Genomic DNA, 17,236 nt, shown 5'->3' on the forward strand with positions numbered 1-17,236 from the left:
GCTCAGATGGGACATCCATGTCCCCCCGAGCCTGCACCATCATCCATGATGTCGCCACGGCATTTTTATCTGCGTATTTCGACAACTTCGCAGGGAAGGTGAACTTCTGAGATTTCGGTGTTAGCTATTAATCTCGAAAGAGCGATATCTATAAATGATTTTCATGTATTTCCTGCCATTTAGCGTTGGGATCGTTAATGGTGTTGTTTACTAATTTTTTCAACATATTGGTTGCATTCATTTATAACAAACTCAGGTACTAGACTATATTTATTAGGGTCTAATTGTGAAATATTGTCATTTTCAATGTGAAAAACTTCGTTTATATATTTCTGAAGGTAATTGTTTTCTAAGTTAACTCCTGAAGTTAGAATCCTAAATATTTGCAGTTTCTCGTAGTCGTTTTCAGCAATTTTGTAAAGATCAATCATTCTTTCGTTGCTTTGTATAGTTTTAACTAGTTCATTGTAATCAAAGTTTTTAACTATTTTCTCTATTTCATTGATTGCTATGTCAATGTCATCTTGTAACATAGGTGTCCCGTCTTTATATATTGGAATATCTCTCTTGTGAATTAAGTTTGATATTAGGTTGTAAGTTGAATTCTTATTGTTCATAGCATCTAATTTTCTTCTAATATATATTAGTTTGATGATTGGGTGAAGTGTTCTTCCTGTATTTAAATCACAAACCTCTATAAATGTAAGTATATCTTCCTTTTCAATGCTAATTTCTTTTAGATAACCATTTTTGTTATATATTAAATGTGCTTTGTTAATATTGTTTACAGGTATTATTTTGAAAAAATCAACAATTGGATCGAAGTCATGAGTAAGCATTAGCACTGTAAGACCTTTTAATGATGTGTTTTCAACAAACAATTTCCTCATGATTGCATATTTTTTATTTTTATCAAATGAGGATATCGGATCATCAAGCACAATTAAGTCAGGCTTGCTAGAAAGGCATTGATACATAAATAACAACATTGCAAAAGCATTTTTCTCTCCATAGCTTAAATGTTTCTTCCCATCTAATATAAATTGCTCGGTATCTATATGCCTTAGTTTCATCGGCGAGGAGGGAGTTTGGTCATCAAAAAACACTTGATATTTGTAACCAGCCTTTTCAAGGAATTGATTGATTTCAATTTTGTATTTATTGATTAACTTAGATATATGAGTTTTGTTTTTTCCTACGCTTACTTGCAACTCTTGTACCCTACGAATAATTTGTTCGAGCGACTCATTCACTCCACGGGTGACTTCATTGGTTCTTTCAGAGTTAAGATGTGGTATGAGTTCTAAATTAATTTTCAACTTAAGTAGCTTTTCATCAACTTTTATATTCTCATTAAAGCTGAAATAGCTTAATGATTTAAGGTCTTGAATCTTAGATAGAAGAAGATCTATTTGTTCTTTTATTTGCTTCAACGTTAACTCTTCTTCTGAAGATATACCAGTTTTGTTCGTTGTGATTTGTATAATTTTATCTTTAGTATCAATGTTAAAATAATCTCCTAATGACTCTACAGCATTTAGGATAACAATAAGATGTTCAAAGTTCTTAGGTTTATAGGTTTCTGTGATTTTTTTAACATCATCTTTTTTATCAGCGATCTCTGACGCGCAAAAAGGACAACACTCATCAATATCTAAGAATTCAGTGCCTTGGGACTGCCAAGATATCCATTTAGTATTTGATTGGCTTTTAAGAAAAGAGGTGTATTGAGATACTTCTTGAGGAATGTTGTGCAATTTATTCCCATCAGCTAAAGATTTAGAAAATGCAGAAGCTTTAGATATTCCTTTCTCTGTGGCTTTTTTACCAAATGAATCACTTAGCCTTCTTAAATCTTGGCTCATTTTTTCTAACTCGGAATTTTTCTCAACTTCTTCTCTTACGCCTTTAACAAATTGCTCAATTTCAGCTGTCTGTGTATTAAATGTGTCGTCTTTGATGAAAATATCAAAACTATTTTCTAAAACTTCATCTTTTTTAAAAGTAAATTTTTCGATGAATTCTTCATCAAAAATCATTATGGATTCAATACCATCTAAGCCACTGACTTTAGGTGCTGCTTCTAGAGAATTATTTTCTAGATGTTTAAATTGTTTTAATACCTGTAGCGATTCAGGGGTCGATACGCAATATTGAATAGCTTTAGCTAATGTACTTTTCCCTGTACCATTGATGCCATACTTCACATTTAACGCACTCTTTTTAATTGTAATAACTCCATGGTCTATGCTATTACAATTTTCTATTGTTACATTAATCATTGACATATAACTCCTTTTTATCATTTAGTTAATAAGTTTTGCATAGGTTTCTGTGTGGAGCTTGGTGATTAGTGTTTTTTGTGATTAAAATCACGCAGGTAAGTTATTGGTTACAGTTGAAAGCATGGCTATATCTTGTATACCAAGAATAATAGGATGGTCTAACTTTTAGATTAACAGATTGTTGAGTTGCTACAGAAGTTCACCAACCCCTCGGAGTTGCCGCTGGGCGAATAGACAAATTGCGTGAGTCTTGCCATGGATGGCAAGCTAGCTTTCGCAGGTGCAGGGACGCATCCTTCGGAAGCGATAGCAAATTTGGCAATGAGCACAAGGGGTTTTCAACTCCGTTGGGGCGTCTTGGAGCATCCAAGGAGGATAGGACGAGCAGTCCTCCTTGGTCGGGTGTGGGTTGAAGACCCACGACTTTAATCTTTTGCTTAAGCAAAAATAGCCTTTGGATAAGCAGATTTACAGAGTGGGTGTATCCACAAAATGTGAAATACGGCATGACGTATAAAACAAAACCCCAGTAAAAACTGGGGTTTATTGTTTGAGCCTAGGTTGGCAAAGGTTGGCCAGCCAAGCTACAAATCAACGCGTTATTTGATAAATGCGAAGGCATCGCCGTAGAGATGGGCTTCATCGACACCCATTTCGCGGAAGATTTCGCGGGCGGCGCCGACCATATCGAAACGACCTGCGATATAGATGTCATAGCCATTGAGGCTAATAAAATCTTGCTTGATTTGCGCGAGCAGGTTAGCGGTTTTACCTTGCCAGTTGGCTGGGGCTTCTTCCACCACGGGCACAAAGTGTAACCAAGGGTGAGCGTCGTGCCATTGGCGGGCGATGCTTTCGTAGTACATCGCATCTTGGGTGCGGCAACCCCAGTAGAGAGTGGTTTCGACCTGTTGGTCTAGGGCGATTTGTTGCTCGACAATACTCTTGATGTACGAGAAGCCTGTGCCACCAGCAATCAATAAACGTGGGCGCTGGCTGTCGTGGCGTAAATGGGCTTCGCCGCCTGGCGCTTCGATGTCGATATGCGTGCTATTACGCAATCTTTCAACCACTTGCATTGGATAGCTTTCGCTGACGGCCGCACCAATATGAAGCTCAATCACTTCGGCATTAGGGGCGGACGCGATAGAGAAGGGACGTTTATCTTTTTCACCCATCACAACACACAGGTATTGTCCCGCTTGAAACTCCAAGGGGGTATCGGGCTTTAACCACACCTGATACACGGCGTCGTTAAAGGGGGTTACTTTCTCTATCTTACAACGTATGGTTTTCATCAAACTTCCTTTGCACCTTTCATCATTTGTTGTCGTTAGGTGTCACATTAAGGCCGTTGGCGGCCTATTCTCTTGGCTTAAGTGGGTACGAGAGTCGTGCTTAAGCTGAATTATAGGGTTGGGCTGTCGTCTATGCCTAACTCATCCCAGATTGAGTCGATCTTTTGCTTAACCTTAGGATCCATCACAATCGGCGTGCCCCATTCGCGGTTGGTTTCGCCTTCCCACTTATTAGTGGCATCGAGACCCATTTTGGAGCCGAGGCCCGCCACGGGAGAGGCAAAGTCGAGGTAATCGATAGGCGTGTTATCGATCATTACCGTGTCGCGCTTAGGATCCATACGGGTGGTAATGGCCCAAATCACATCGTTCCAGTCGCGGCAATTCACATCGTCGTCGACCACCACAATAAACTTGGTATACATAAATTGGCGCAGGAAGGACCAAGCGCCCATCATTACCCGTTTAGCATGGCCAGGATATTGTTTACGAATCGAGATCACCGCCATCCGATAGGAGCAACCTTCGGGCGGCAGGTAAAAATCAATAATTTCAGGATATTGCTTACGCAAAATCGGCACAAACACTTCGTTGAGTGCCACACCTAACATGGCGGGTTCATCCGGTGGACGGCCTGTGTAGGTACTGTGGTAAATCGGATCCTTACGGTGGGTAATATGGGTCACGGTAAAGACGGGGAATTTATCCGTCTCGTTGTAGTAACCCGTGTGGTCGCCGTAGGGGCCTTCTTCGGCCATTTCGTCGGGGTCGATATAGCCTTCGAGGATGATCTCGCTGCTGGCGGGCACTTCTAAATCACAGCTCAATGCCTTGCAGACTTCGGTGCGCTCGCCGCGCAGCAATCCTGCGAAAGCGTATTCGCTCATGGCATCGGGCACTGGCGTTACCGCGCCTAAAATGGTCACAGGATCAGAGCCTAAGGCAACCACCACTGGGTAACGCTCGCCGGGGAATTGCTCTTTAAAATCGGCAAAATCAAGCGCGCCACCACGGTGGGACAGCCAGCGCATAATGAGTTTATTCTTGCCGAGCAACTGCTGACGATAGATCCCAAGGTTTTGGCGACTCTTACGCGGCCCTTTGGTGATAGTTAAGCCCCAAGTGACCAAAGGCGCGACATCGCCCGGCCAGCAATGCTGGATCGGCAGCTGAGTTAAATCGACCTCATCGCCAGTTTTTACCACTTGCTGACAGGCGGGATTACGCACCGTCTTAGGCGGCATATTCAAGGCTTGCTTGAACATGGGGATTTTTGAAATCGCGTCTTTAAAGCCGCGTGGTGGCTCGGGTTCTTTTAAAAACGCCAGCAGCTCACCCACATCGCGCAGCGCGAGTGGATCTTCTTTGCCCAGCGCCATGGCGACGCGTTTGGGGGTACCAAAGAGGTTGGCCAGCACTGGCATTGAATGATTGGTTGGATTTTCGAATAGGAGTGCAGGGCCTTTGGCGCGTAGAACGCGATCGGCGATCTCTGTCATTTCTAAATGAGGATCAACGGGGTAGCTAATGCGTTTGAGTTCGCCATTGGCTTCCAGATGATCGATAAAGCTGCGTAAATCCTTAAAACTCATGTGGAAATAGCCTCTGCAGTGGAAATCCGTGTGGCGCGCACTATAGCATTTTTCTGTTTTAGGGTTAACCTATTCAGTGATCTTCCAGCTTTGGAAGCGTAAAATGCTTGTCCTAGGTCGATGTTTATTTGACCAGTGCCCGGTATTTCGAGGTTTATATGACACTCTCTCCATGCCTTGTTAAAGATAAAAATCTTCAACTTCAATCAGTTTGCTTACCTAAGCCGGCTGAGCCTTGGCATAAAACAGGCTTCGCCTTGTCCTTACTGGGTGCCTTATTGATTTGCACCTTAGCCGTGCCGAATCTGGCGGCGGCGCGGGACCGCGGCAATGACCGCCATAGCGAGAGTCATGGTCGCCACGACAATCACTACAATAATCACCATAAACATGGTGATAGCCACCGCCACTATCGCCCTTATTACCGTCCTTATTATCCTTGGGGATTGGGCTTAGGCATTGGCTTAGCGACGGGTTGGGGCACAGGTTGGAATCTTGGCTATGGTTGGAATGATAATGGCTGGAACGATTGGGGCTGGAATAGCGCGCGCTATTGGAACTCCCCCTATTCGGGCATAGGCTTGTCGATTCCTATGGCCTATGATGATACGCCAGTGGCGGTTTCACCCGCTGTGCGTGTCACAACGAGTATGCAATATTCGCCGAGCGAAGGCCGTATGGTGTCGAATATGCCAACCAATAGCGCGACTGTGATATCACAGACTGGAGCATCGACGGCGAGCGCATCAACAGCTTCGGCGGAGCAAATGGCCAATGTTCCCCGTGCACGGGCGGCGCGCAGTGTGTCGAGTCTGCCGAGCAATGCCAGAATAGTGCAACAGGATGGCCGTACCTTCTATGAGTGGCAAGGTACGCTTTACGCCTTCGATTGGAATAGCCAAACCTATCAAGAACAGTTAGTGAAGTAATGTTGTTTTAGGCCTTATCGACGGGAGCCCCGAGTGGGCTCCTATTTTTTTCTTAGCCAGTTGTCGTTTTATAGAATCGCGGAGAAATCGTTTGCAAACAGTTCAGCCCCAGACTCAGGCTCAAAGCAGCGCGCTTTGGGTGTTACTCGCCTTGGCATTAGGCACCTTTGCCTTAGGCACCACAGAATTTGCCGCCATGACCTTAGTGCCTTATATCGCTAGCGATTTAAGTGTCGATGTCGCCCATGTGAGTTATGCCATCAGCGCCTATGCCCTTGGGGTGGTGGTGGGCTCGCCCATCATTATGGTGCTAGGGGTGAGGATTAAGCGGCGCACGCTGTTAATCGCCTTGGCCGCCATGATGGCGGTTGCCAATGGCTTAAGCGCCCTAGCGCCCAGCTTGAATTGGTTAGTGTTTTTCCGCTTTTTAAGTGGCTTGCCCCATGGAGCTTACTTTGGGGTGGCTATGTTACTGGCGGCGTCCTTAGTGCCTCCCGAGATGAAGGCTCGAGCGGTTTCTCGGGTGATTATCGGCTTAACCTTAGCCACTATCGTTGGCGTGCCCTTCGCGACTTGGATGGGGCAAACCGTCGGTTGGCGCTCTGGTATCGGTATAGTGGCGATTATTGCCGCCGTTACCGCCGTGATGCTGTATTTCCTCGCGCCGAATGTCGCCGTACCGCAAAATGCCAGCCCGAAAAAAGAGCTGCAAACCCTAAAGAATCGCGAAGTTTGGCTCACGCTCGGTATTGCGGCTATCGGTTTTGGTGGGATTTTCTGTGTGTATACCTATCTGGCCGAGACGCTGATCCAAGTCACCCAGGTCGAACCCTTTAAAATCCCGGTGATGATGGCAGTCTTTGGGATTGGCGCCACCTTAGGCACCTTAGTCTGTGGCTGGGCGGCGGATAAGTCGGCGCTGGCGGCGGCATTTTGGTCGTTGGTGTTAAGCACCTTAGTGCTGGCGCTGTATCCGAGTTTGACGGGATCTTATTGGGCGTTGATGCCGATTGTATTCTTTGTGGGCTCGGGGATTGGTCTGGCTACCACAGTGCAGGCGCGATTAATGGACGTGGCCCCCGATGGGCAGGCCATGACCGGCGCTTTAGTACAATGTGCCTTTAACCTTGCCAATGCGATTGGCCCTTGGGTGGGCAGCTTAGTGATCTTATCTGGCCAAGGCATCGCCGCGACGGGCTATGCCGCAGCGCTGTTATCCCTCGGTGGTTTAGTTATGTGGTGGTTAACCCATAGGGAGAGCCGCCGAAGCAGTGCCCTGTGCACCGCTAATTGCATCGACTAAGGGATTGATTCAAAAAGAATGGGCGGCCAAGGCAATTTGATGCCTTGGCCGCCCATGTGTTTATCAGTAACTCGTCGTCTTAATCCGTTATCCCCGTTGAATGGTGATATCGGCGATATAACCATGTTCGGTGGCAAGCAACGCTTGTTTTAGCATGCCAGCGGCCTCATCAGCGGACATAAAGCTTGAGGTGTCTAGACTCTTACCACTGCTTGGCCAAAAGCCGGTATCCATACCGCCGGGATAAACCGCAATCAACTTCATCGGACTCTGCTTGAGCTCCAAACGTACCGATTCGATAAAGCCCCGCACCGCCCATTTGGCGGCGCAGTAGGTCGACTCTCCCGCTTTGGCGGCGAGGGCGGCGGTGGACATCACGATCACGACCTTAACAGCTTGCTGTTTATAGCGTTTCACTAATTCACGTACCAGCAGAATCGTTGAAGTGACATTGTTATTCAGCAGCGCTTGGATTTCACTCGTACCTTGGGTTTCCAGCGCACCGAAGTAACCACTGCCAGCGCAGTGAATAACCGTGTTGGGGGTATCGGTAAGGCCATCGAATAACGCTTCGACACTCGCCTCGTCCGCTAAATCGGCACTAATGGCGCTGATGCTTTGATTCGAAAATGGGCTGAGGGCATTGGCCACGGTATGCAGGCGATTGGCATCGCGTCCCGTCAGTGTGAGTGCTTGGTTATCCTTGGCATATAGGGCGGCTAATGCCGCGCCTAAACCACTGCTTGCGCCAGTAATCAGTATCATCTTTACCTCTTAGTGTTATCTGGACGTTTAGGCTTAGATCAGGGTGAACAGCGGCTGGTCGAAGGCGACATCGTCCCCATCTTTCACCCAAATGGCGCCGATTATGCCGTCACGCTCGGCCTCGATGGGATTTTGCATCCGCATGGCTTCGATAATGCAAAGCGTGTCGCCACGCGCCACCCTTTGGCCCACACGCACCAAGGGCGCCTCGGTTTGGCCTTGTGAAGCATGGAAGGTACCGACTATGGGCGATAGCTGCACAAAACCTTCAATCACAGGCAGGGCGTCACGGGTTTTGGCTGGCTTTGGCGTGAGTGCAGAAGAGGGCGCAGGATTGTGCGCCCTCTCAGGTGCGCTTGCGCTGTGCGGGTTGTATCGGGTGATGCGAATTGATTCTTCCCCTTCGGTAATCGCGAGTTCCGCAATCCCAGATTCCTGCACCAATTCAATCAGCTTTTTGATCTTTCGAAGGTCAACCGCCATCGCTGCGACTCCCTGTGCTCACGCTAATCGCGTTTATGCCTTCAATCTCTTAATCGCCGCTGCGAGGGCAAACTCATAGCCTTGGGCGCCGAAACCACAAATCACCCCAATGGCCTTATCGGACAAATAGGAGTGGTGGCGGAAGGGCTCGCGGGCATGGACATTGGATAAATGCACTTCAAAGAAGGGGATGTCCACCCCAAGTAGTGCGTCACGCAGGGCCACACTGGTGTGGGTAAAGGCTGCGGGATTGATAATGATCATCTGCGCATCGGTGGCATGGATAGCGTTGATCAACTCAAATTCGGCATTCGATTGAATATGTTCAAGTTGTACGCCCGCCGTCTGCGCTTGTTCAGTTAACAGGGCAACAATATCGGCTAAGGTTTGATGACCGTAAACACTGGGCTCACGACGGCCAAGGAGGTTTAAATTAGGGCCATTGATGAGCAGAACTTTATGATTCATTACGCTTTCCTTTTACGACATGCCTTAACGGGTTGAATGCCATTAACTTAACCTGTTCGGGCGGATTTTGCATTATGAATGTCACCGAGTTGTCGGCGGGGTTAATCAAACTTAATCTGTCGCATCGCCTTAGTGGCGCCGCGTTGTTTTTTTGCATCTAAGCGTTTGGTTTGGCTGCTTTTGGTCGCGCGGGTCGGAATGCGTTTTTTGGGCACTTCTGCCACGCTGGCAACTAGGGCGATAAATTGCTCCAAGGCGGTTTGCCGATTCGCCTCTTGGCTGCGACTCGCCTGACATTTGATAATGATTTTGCCGCTGGCGGTGATGCGATGATCGGCTTTTTGCAGCAGGCGCTGCTGATAAAACTCGGGTAAGGATGAGTTTCTGATATCAAAAATCAGCTGGGCGGCAGTGGAGACTTTATTGACATTTTGCCCGCCAGCGCCGCTGGAGCGGATAAATTGCCACTCGATTTCATTTTCCGGAAGTTCCACACGGTTTGAGATTTTTATCATGGCAGACTTAGGGTTTTGTCCAATTGCTTTGAGAAGCCAGCAATAACTGCTTATGGCTTTTCAATAGATTTGTTATCATCGGCGCATTCTTGCTGGGTAGGCGTGTTTGCCCGTTTGCAAAATAGTGTTCTCGTTTCGGAGTGCCTTTATGTTATGCCAAATCCCCGATATTGCTAAGGGTGTTATCAGTCTTTTCGCCAGTGGTCGACTCTCTTCAACCGATTATCGTACCCGTTTACAGCCGGCCATTAAGAGTTACCGCAAGGATTGGGGACAAGTTTGCCTGTATATCGAGGCGGACGTCTTACTCGAAGGCTGGGAATTTGAGTCGCTAACGGGCAGCGGCGAAGTCCAACTTCCTAATTTTGAAGCCTTAGTATTTGTTGGTGGCCCAGATTGGGTGGGTAACGCCGTGCGCTTACTCGGCCCCTTTATGCAGGGCGAAGTGGCTTGGTTCCCTTTAGAACAAAAAGCCAAAGCCATCGACTGGATTGCGAAACGTTCAACTTTTTAACGGCCCATGGTGGGTATTACTTATAAGGAATTAACTATGTCTTTGTTGAAAACTATGACTGCCAAACCGACCGCTAAATTAGGCGCTATCGCCCTAGTATTGGCCTTTACCGCAGGCTTAAGTGCCTGTGCGCCAGAGGTAGGTAGTGATGCTTGGTGTAAGCAAATGAAGGATAAACCTTCAGGTGATTGGACGGCGAACGAAGCTGCCGATTACGCTAAACACTGCGTGTTTAAGTAAGCTTTTCAAGCGAATAGTGTCACAGCTTGGCTTATTTTTAGTTGCAAGCTGTGAACTTATGCTTAAAATCCCTGTCTGAAGTTTGCACAAGCTATTGCTTAACAACCTACTGAATCGTCCAAAGGTGATATTTGATTTCGACCGCCAAGCCATTCTTTAGCCGAATGGTGACCCTACTGATAGCCATTATCGTGCTGCAATTTGCGGGCGCGAATTTGGGTGCGCATCAGTTACATGCGGGTAATGGCGCCGAAGAAGCCGAAAATCATCCCCATCTCCAATTTAGTGCTCCCGTGACCACCTTAGCCCAATGTGTGGATTGTGTGTGTGCCAATGAGCAGACTCCCGGATTCAGCGCCGAGCAGTTTGGCGAAGCCGCATTCAAGGCAGGTGTATCGACTGCCAGTGTTAGTGGTCATTCACATTTAGTGCAAACCACTGAAATTCAAAACTTTGATCTTTGCCTCGATTGCCAATGTCACGGCGGTCATGTGGCGTTGTTATCCCATACCGAGAGCCAAACGACTATCGCGTTTGAAACGGCTTATGTGCCAACGGATTTAGCCTATTTCCCACCCGATCAATTACCTAAGTACCGCCCTCCCATCGCTTAACCTTCAATATCTGCTTATCGCTTCGTTATTGTGCGCCGCCATAAGCCTTTAATTTATCCCCAACGCATCGATGACTGGTCTAAAACGGCCATGGCTCGCGCTAGCGCTTTGAGCTTATTCGACATTTTACGCTTTTGGGGAGCATTCGATTGGTATTCACACGTCTCTTGTGTGGGGCCAGTCCTATTTAGATATTGTTAGGAATTGCGATGAAGAAAACCATTATCGCCCAGACCTTGTTTGGCCTGTTTAGCACACTCGTGCTCGTTGGCGGACAGGTTCACTCTGCTGTTGCAGCAACCTCAAGCCTTGAGGTGAACGAGCTAAATGCCGAAGGCACTTTATTAGCGCAAGGCGAGCTATTAACCGAAGAAACTCAAGCTTCCCTCAAGCAGTGGTTGCCTGAGTTACTCAAGCAAATTAATCAGTTACCCGAAGTGCAGGCGCAAATTGCTCGGCAGCAACAGGCAGAGCTTGCCATTGCGGCTGCGGATCGCGCCATCTATAACCCTGAGCTTGGACTCAATTATCAAAACGCCGACACAGATACCTACAGCCTAGGGCTGAGCCAAACCCTAGATTGGGGCGATAAGCGCGGCGTGGCGACTCGCCTTGCCCAGCTCGAGGCGCAAATCCTGTTAGCGGATATACAGCTAGAGCGCAGTCAGATGTTGGCCGAGCGGCTATTGGCACTGGCCGAGCAGGCGCAAAGCAATAAGGCGCTGACCTTCGCCGAGCAGCAATTAAGGTTTACGCAGGCACAGCTCAATATTGCCGAGCAGCGCTTTGCTGCGGGGGATTTATCCGATGTTGAGTTGCAACTGCTAAAGCTCGAACTGGCGAGTAACACCGCCGACTATGCGCTGGCCGAGCAAGCGGCGTTAGTGGCCGATGGCAAAGTCATCGAATTACTCGGAGTCGATAAGCTGGGATTTAGGGAGTTTATCCCCGAAATTGGCCAATGGGTGACGCAAATGACCCCGAAAGTGAATTTACCCGCATTGACCAGTGCCCATCAACAGGTGCTGTTGGCCAAGGCTAATGCCATGAAGGTTAAGGCGGACACGGCTGCCGATCCCACCATCAACCTCGGTGTTGAAAAGGAAGGCGATGACAACAAGTTTGGCGTCGGCGTGGCCATCCCTTTGCAGATGCGGAATAACTACAGTGAGTTACAGGCGGTTGCCGACAAGGGTATCGCAATCGCGGAGCAGAACTACTTAGCCCGTGAGCGAGTACTTACGGCCAAACAGGCACAATTTACCAATGCTTTACCCCGTTTACTGGCGCGCTACCAAGATTGGCGCGAGCGAGTCGCCGCCTCGGGGAGTAAAGCCGCTAAATCCTTAAGTGAGCAGTGGCGTTCGGGTGATGTGAGTACCAGCGAGTATTTGCAGAGTCGGCGCCAGCTCGCGGCCAGTTATTTGGTCGGTTTAAACCTCGAAACGGCAATTTATCAGAGTTGGTTAACTTGGATGGGGGACAGCGGTCAGCTGCTGCCCATGATTGACACCTTAGCCGACACATCAGTCGGCCAATCAACATCTATTTCTTCCACACACGCCGTGCCAGCAAAGTAATCGAGAGGTAATACTATGAATTCATTTACTCAAAAATCGTCTTTCCATACTTTGGGCACAGTGTCTGCTGCGGGCTTAAGGTCGTTATTTACTCCTTCCCGTTTAGCATTGGCTTTGATGCTGACCTCCTTAACCCTGACGACGCCGACCTTCGCGGGTGAAGGCCATGATCACGACGCTGAAAAGGTCACCAATAAGGCAGAAAAAAGCGCTTCAGCGACAGAAGATGACCATGGTGAGCAGGCACTCACTTTTACGCCTGCGCAGCTGGAACTTGCCGGCGTGCGCCTGTTGCCCCTGAGCAGCGATAGCTTAAGTTTTAGCAATCTCAACCTCGATACTATTGCGACCGCCACTCTAGTGGTTGACCGTGATAGAACCGCGACCTTAGCACCGCAGCTGGATGTGCGGGTGCAGGCGCGCCATGTGGTGCCCGGCCAAGAGGTGAAAAAAGGTGAGCCCTTACTGACCTTAGGCGGCGCAGAAGTCGCCAAGGCGCAGGCGGAATATATCAATGCCGCTGCCGAGTGGAGTCGAGTGCGTCGTATGAGTGAGGGCGCGGTGAGCGTGAGCCGCAGAATGCAGGCGCAGGTCGATGCCGAACTGAAGCGAGCGATTTTAGATGCGATCAAAATGACCCCTGAACAGATTCGTACCTTAGAGTCGACCCCTGAAGCTATCGGCAGCTATCAACTTTTAGCGCCTATCGATGGCCGTGTGCAGCAGGATATCGCCATGCTAGGCCAAGTGTTCACCGCTGGCACACCATTAATGCAATTAACCGATGAATCGCACCTTTGGGTCGAAGCGCAATTAACTCCGGCGCAGGCGGCCAATGTGAATGTCGGCGGCCCGGCGTTGGTGCAAGTGGGGGATAAAACGCTGGCGGGCAAGATTATTGGCCGCTCCCATGAGCTGGATAGTGTGACCCGTACCGAGCAGATTTTAGTCAGCATGCCAAACCCTGAGCATGTGTTGCACGCGGGGCAATTTGCCGAGCTGTATTTTGCCGATGCGCCTAAGGGTAGCGACTTATCATCAGGCTTCTCTTCTGGAATCGTCTTGCCAGATGCGGCGCTAACCCGCAGTGGTGACGGTGATTGGCAGATCTTTATTCAAGACGAAGATGGTTTCGAAGCCATTGAGGTGGAACTAGTACAGCGTCAGCGCGGCTTAAGCCTAGTTCGCGGCGACAAGTTGGATAAGGCGCGACAGGCACAACTAAAAGTGGTGGTGGGAGGCGCATTTTTCTTGGCGTCGGAGCTGGCCAAAGCTGGCTTTGATATTCATGCCCACTAATGCCGATGAGTCGAACCTTCTCAAGCCCTCTTTTTACGCCTTTTTAAAGGCTTAGGGCGAATACGCGAGGAATTTTTATGTTGCAAAAAGCAATCGAAGCCGCGATTAAAAATCGGCTATTAGTAGTGCTGGCACTGCTTGCTGTGGTGGCCGCCAGTGTGGCCATGTTGCCCAAACTGAATTTGGATGCCTTTCCCGATGTCACCAACGTACAGGTGACCATCAATACCGCGGCCGAGGGCTTGGCCGCCGAAGAGGTGGAAAAGCTCATCAGTTATCCGGTCGAATCGGCCATGTATGCCTTGCCGGCGGTGACTGAGGTGCGCTCGCTCTCACGAACTGGCTTGTCCATCGTGACCGTGGTATTTGCCGAGGGCACGGATATTTACTTTGCTCGCCAGCAAGTGTTTGAGCAGTTACAGGCGGCGCGGGAGATGATCCCAAGCGGAGTGGGGGTGCCAGAAATTGGCCCTAACACTTCAGGTTTAGGGCAGATTTATCAGTACATTCTGCGGGCTGACCCTAGCTCGGGTATTAATGCCGCCGAGCTGCGAAGCCTTAACGATTACCTCGTCAAACTGATCATGATGCCCGTGGGCGGCGTGACCGATGTTTTATCCTTTGGCGGCGAGGTGCGTCAGTATCAAGTACAGGTCGACCCTAACAAGTTGCGAGCCTATGGTTTGTCGATGGCGCAGGTGAGCGAGGCGCTTGAGAGCAATAACCGCAACGCCGGTGGTTGGTTTATGGACCAAGGTCAGGAGCAATTGGTGGTGCGGGGTTATGGCATGTTACCCGCGGGTGAAGCAGGGCTTGCCGCAATCGCCCAAATTCCGCTGACCGAAGTGCGTGGCACGCCAGTGCGAGTGGGCGACATTGCTAAGGTCGATTTTGGCAGTGAGATCCGTGTTGGGGCCGTGACTATGACGCGCCGCGATGAGGCGGGTCAGGCGCAAGACTTGGGCGAAGTGGTGGCGGGCGTGGTGCTTAAGCGCATGGGCGCCAACACTAAGGCGACGATTGATGATATCGATGCGCGGATTAATCTGATTGAGCAGGCGCTGCCTAAGGGCGTGTCCTTCGAGGTGTTTTACGACCAAGCGGACTTAGTGGATAAGGCCGTTACCACAGTGCGTGATGCGTTGCTGATGGCCTTTGTGTTTATCGTGGTGATCTTGGCGCTGTTCCTCGTCAATATCCGCGCCACCCTGTTGGTGCTGCTGTCTATCCCCGTATCCATTGGTTTGGCGCTAATGGTGATGTCTTACTATGGCCTGTCTGCCAACTTGATGTCCCTCGGCGGGTTAGCGGTGGCCATTGGGATGTTGGTCGATGGCTCTGTGGTGATGGTTGAGAATATTTTCAAACATTTAACTCAGCCAGATCGCCGCCATTTAGCCCAGGCGAGAAGCCGCGCGGATGGCGAAGTTGACCCATACCATGGCGATGAGGATGGTAGTGCTCACGCTGTAGAAGCGGATAACAGCATGGCTGTGCGCATCATGCTGGCGGCGAAAGAGGTATGCAGTCCGATCTTCTTCGCGACCGCCATCATCATTGTGGTGTTTGCGCCGCTATTTGCGCTAGAAGGGGTTGAGGGCAAACTGTTTCAGCCGATGGCGGTCAGCATTATTTTGGCGATGATTTCAGCTTTACTGGTGGCCTTGATTGCCGTACCGGCACTGGCGGTTTATCTGTTTAAGCGTGGCGTTGTGCTGAAGGAGAGCGTCGTCTTAGCCCCCTTGGACTCTGCCTATCGCAAGCTGCTGAGTGCAACCCTTGCTAGGCCAAAGTTGGTGATGATCAGCGCGCTGCTGATGTTTGCAATGAGTATGGTATTGCTACCAAGGCTGGGCACTGAGTTTGTGCCCGAACTAGAAGAAGGCACCATCAACCTGAGGGTGACGCTGGCACCGACCGCGAGCCTTGGCACTTCCTTAGATGTGGCGCCAAAGCTTGAGGCCATGCTGCTGGAATTCCCCGAGGTGGAATATGCCTTGAGCCGTATCGGTGCGCCCGAATTAGGCGGCGATCCTGAGCCCGTCAGTAATATCGAAGTCTATATCGGCCTTAAACCCATCGAAGAATGGCAATCGGCTAGCTCGCGTTTGGAGCTGCAACGGCTGATGGAAGAAAAGCTCAGTGTCTTCCCAGGACTGCTGTTGACCTTCTCACAACCGATTGCGACACGGGTCGATGAGCTGCTCTCTGGGGTAAAGGCACAGTTGGCGATTAAACTTTTTGGCCCCGATTTAGACGTCTTATCTGAAAAGGGACAAGTGCTCACCGATCTGGTGGCAAAAATCCCTGGTGCTGTGGATGTGTCCCTCGAGCAGGTGAGTGGTGAGGCGCAGCTAGTGGTGCGGCCAGACCGCGCACAACTTGCCCGCTATGGTATCAGTGTCGACCAAGTAATGTCGCTAGTTAGCCAAGGGATTGGTGGTGCCAGCGCCGGACAGGTGATTGACGGTAACGCGAGATACGACATCAATTTACGCCTCGCAGCCGAGTATCGCAGCAGCCCTGATGTGATTAAGGATTTACTCCTTAGCGGCAGCAATGGCGCCACTGTGCGTTTAGGCGAAGTGGCCAGCGTTGAGGTGGAAATGGCGCCGCCGAATATTCGCCGTGATGATGTGCAGCGCCGCGTGGTGGTGCAAGCTAACGTGGCGGGGCGGGATATGGGATCTGTGGTCAAAGATATCTATGCGCTGGTGCCTCAGGCCGATTTGCCCGCGGGTTATACAGTGATTGTGGGCGGTCAGTACGAGAATCAGCAGAGGGCACAACAAAAGCTGATGTTGGTGGTACCTGTCTCCATCGCCTTGATTGCCTTGCTATTGTACTTCTCCTTTGGCGCAGTGAAGCAGGTCTTATTGATCATGGCGAACGTTCCTCTGGCATTGATCGGCGGGATTGTGGCGCTGTTTGTCAGCGGCACTTATCTGTCGGTGCCAAGCTCCATCGGTTTTATCACTCTGTTTGGGGTGGCGGTGCTCAATGGCGTGGTGTTAGTGGACTCGATTAACCAGCGCAGACAGAGCGGCGAGTCGCTCTATGACTCGGTTTACGAAGGCACAGTTGGCCGCTTACGCCCCGTGTTGATGACGGCATTGACCTCGGCCTTGGGCTTGATCCCCATCTTAGTGTCATCGGGTGTGGGCAGTGAAATCCAAAAGCCATTGGCGGTGGTGATTATCGGCGGGCTGTTTAGCTCTACTGCATTGACCTTATTGGTGTTACCGACCCTGTATCGTTGGTTATATCGCCACGATAAGACGTCAGCTTAGTGAGATGTTGAGCCTTGGCCTCATTTTGTGGTAAGGCTCAATGTTAAAGTTAAAAATCAGT

General features: G+C 49.5%; 15 protein-coding genes. 8 read left to right on the top strand and 7 right to left on the bottom strand.

Annotated elements, in window-relative coordinates; translation table 11 throughout:
- Window positions 1-194 precede the first annotated feature (194 nt).
- The 3 genes from K0H60_RS02835 to ubiD all read right to left on the bottom strand — a co-directional run bounded on the left by K0H60_RS02835 (window position 195) and on the right by ubiD (window position 5,175).
- Window positions 195-2,288: a hypothetical protein gene (locus tag K0H60_RS02835; protein ID WP_220057212.1), complete on the bottom strand. Its 2,094-nt coding sequence runs from the start codon at window positions 2,286-2,288 to the stop codon at window positions 195-197.
- Window positions 2,289-2,884: 596 nt separating this feature from the next.
- On the bottom strand, window positions 2,885-3,583 hold the full coding sequence (gene fre, locus K0H60_RS02840; RefSeq protein WP_220057213.1) for an NAD(P)H-flavin reductase: 699 nt from the start codon (window positions 3,581-3,583) through the stop codon (window positions 2,885-2,887).
- Between the two features lie 110 nt (window positions 3,584-3,693).
- Entirely contained in the window at window positions 3,694-5,175 is a 1,482-nt protein-coding gene (gene ubiD / locus K0H60_RS02845) for a 4-hydroxy-3-polyprenylbenzoate decarboxylase (protein ID WP_011627318.1), read from the bottom strand.
- Window positions 5,176-5,333: 158 nt separating this feature from the next.
- Between ubiD and K0H60_RS02850 the strand changes: the two genes are divergently transcribed.
- Window positions 5,334-6,104: a hypothetical protein gene (locus tag K0H60_RS02850; protein ID WP_220057214.1), complete on the top strand. Its 771-nt coding sequence runs from the start codon at window positions 5,334-5,336 to the stop codon at window positions 6,102-6,104.
- 91 nt (window positions 6,105-6,195) lie between these two features.
- On the top strand, window positions 6,196-7,407 hold the full coding sequence (locus tag K0H60_RS02855) for an MFS transporter (protein ID WP_220057215.1): 1,212 nt from the start codon (window positions 6,196-6,198) through the stop codon (window positions 7,405-7,407).
- 87 nt (window positions 7,408-7,494) lie between these two features.
- Here K0H60_RS02855 and K0H60_RS02860 read toward each other — a convergent pair whose 3' ends face one another.
- From K0H60_RS02860 to arfB, 4 genes are all read right to left on the bottom strand, one after another.
- The gene (locus tag K0H60_RS02860; protein ID WP_220057216.1) at window positions 7,495-8,172 is read right to left on the bottom strand and encodes an SDR family NAD(P)-dependent oxidoreductase; all 678 of its coding nucleotides are present in this window, start codon (window positions 8,170-8,172) and stop codon (window positions 7,495-7,497) included.
- A 33-nt stretch (window positions 8,173-8,205) separates the two neighbouring features.
- Window positions 8,206-8,655, bottom strand: a complete 450-nt coding sequence (gene accB / locus K0H60_RS02865) for an acetyl-CoA carboxylase biotin carboxyl carrier protein (protein WP_220057217.1) — start codon at window positions 8,653-8,655, stop codon at window positions 8,206-8,208.
- 33 nt (window positions 8,656-8,688) lie between these two features.
- Complete coding sequence (gene aroQ, locus K0H60_RS02870; protein ID WP_220054578.1) at window positions 8,689-9,123, bottom strand: type II 3-dehydroquinate dehydratase; 435 nt, start codon at window positions 9,121-9,123, stop codon at window positions 8,689-8,691.
- 101 nt (window positions 9,124-9,224) lie between these two features.
- Window positions 9,225-9,638 (bottom strand): alternative ribosome rescue aminoacyl-tRNA hydrolase ArfB, encoded by a 414-nt coding sequence (gene arfB / locus K0H60_RS02875; protein WP_011621314.1) that lies wholly within the window; start codon window positions 9,636-9,638, stop codon window positions 9,225-9,227.
- A 148-nt stretch (window positions 9,639-9,786) separates the two neighbouring features.
- Here arfB and K0H60_RS02880 point away from each other — a divergent pair, with 148 nt between their 5' ends.
- From K0H60_RS02880 to K0H60_RS02905, 6 genes are all read left to right on the top strand, one after another.
- Window positions 9,787-10,152, top strand: coding sequence for a SpoIIAA family protein (locus K0H60_RS02880; protein WP_011621315.1), 366 nt, complete (start codon window positions 9,787-9,789; stop codon window positions 10,150-10,152).
- 36 nt (window positions 10,153-10,188) lie between these two features.
- Complete coding sequence (locus K0H60_RS02885) at window positions 10,189-10,392, top strand: DUF3012 domain-containing protein (protein ID WP_011715717.1); 204 nt, start codon at window positions 10,189-10,191, stop codon at window positions 10,390-10,392.
- A gap of 164 nt (window positions 10,393-10,556) precedes the next feature.
- Window positions 10,557-11,006: a hypothetical protein gene (locus tag K0H60_RS02890; RefSeq protein ID WP_220058102.1), complete on the top strand. Its 450-nt coding sequence runs from the start codon at window positions 10,557-10,559 to the stop codon at window positions 11,004-11,006.
- 209 nt (window positions 11,007-11,215) lie between these two features.
- Complete coding sequence (locus tag K0H60_RS02895; protein WP_220057218.1) at window positions 11,216-12,586, top strand: TolC family protein; 1,371 nt, start codon at window positions 11,216-11,218, stop codon at window positions 12,584-12,586.
- 15 nt (window positions 12,587-12,601) lie between these two features.
- Window positions 12,602-13,885, top strand: coding sequence for an efflux RND transporter periplasmic adaptor subunit (locus tag K0H60_RS02900; RefSeq protein ID WP_220057219.1), 1,284 nt, complete (start codon window positions 12,602-12,604; stop codon window positions 13,883-13,885).
- A gap of 77 nt (window positions 13,886-13,962) precedes the next feature.
- Window positions 13,963-17,175 (top strand): efflux RND transporter permease subunit, encoded by a 3,213-nt coding sequence (locus K0H60_RS02905; RefSeq protein ID WP_220057220.1) that lies wholly within the window; start codon window positions 13,963-13,965, stop codon window positions 17,173-17,175.
- Window positions 17,176-17,236: the final 61 nt, after the last annotated feature.

It is taken from the genome of Shewanella mangrovisoli, assembly GCF_019457635.1.
Classification (GTDB): domain Bacteria; phylum Pseudomonadota; class Gammaproteobacteria; order Enterobacterales; family Shewanellaceae; genus Shewanella; species Shewanella mangrovisoli.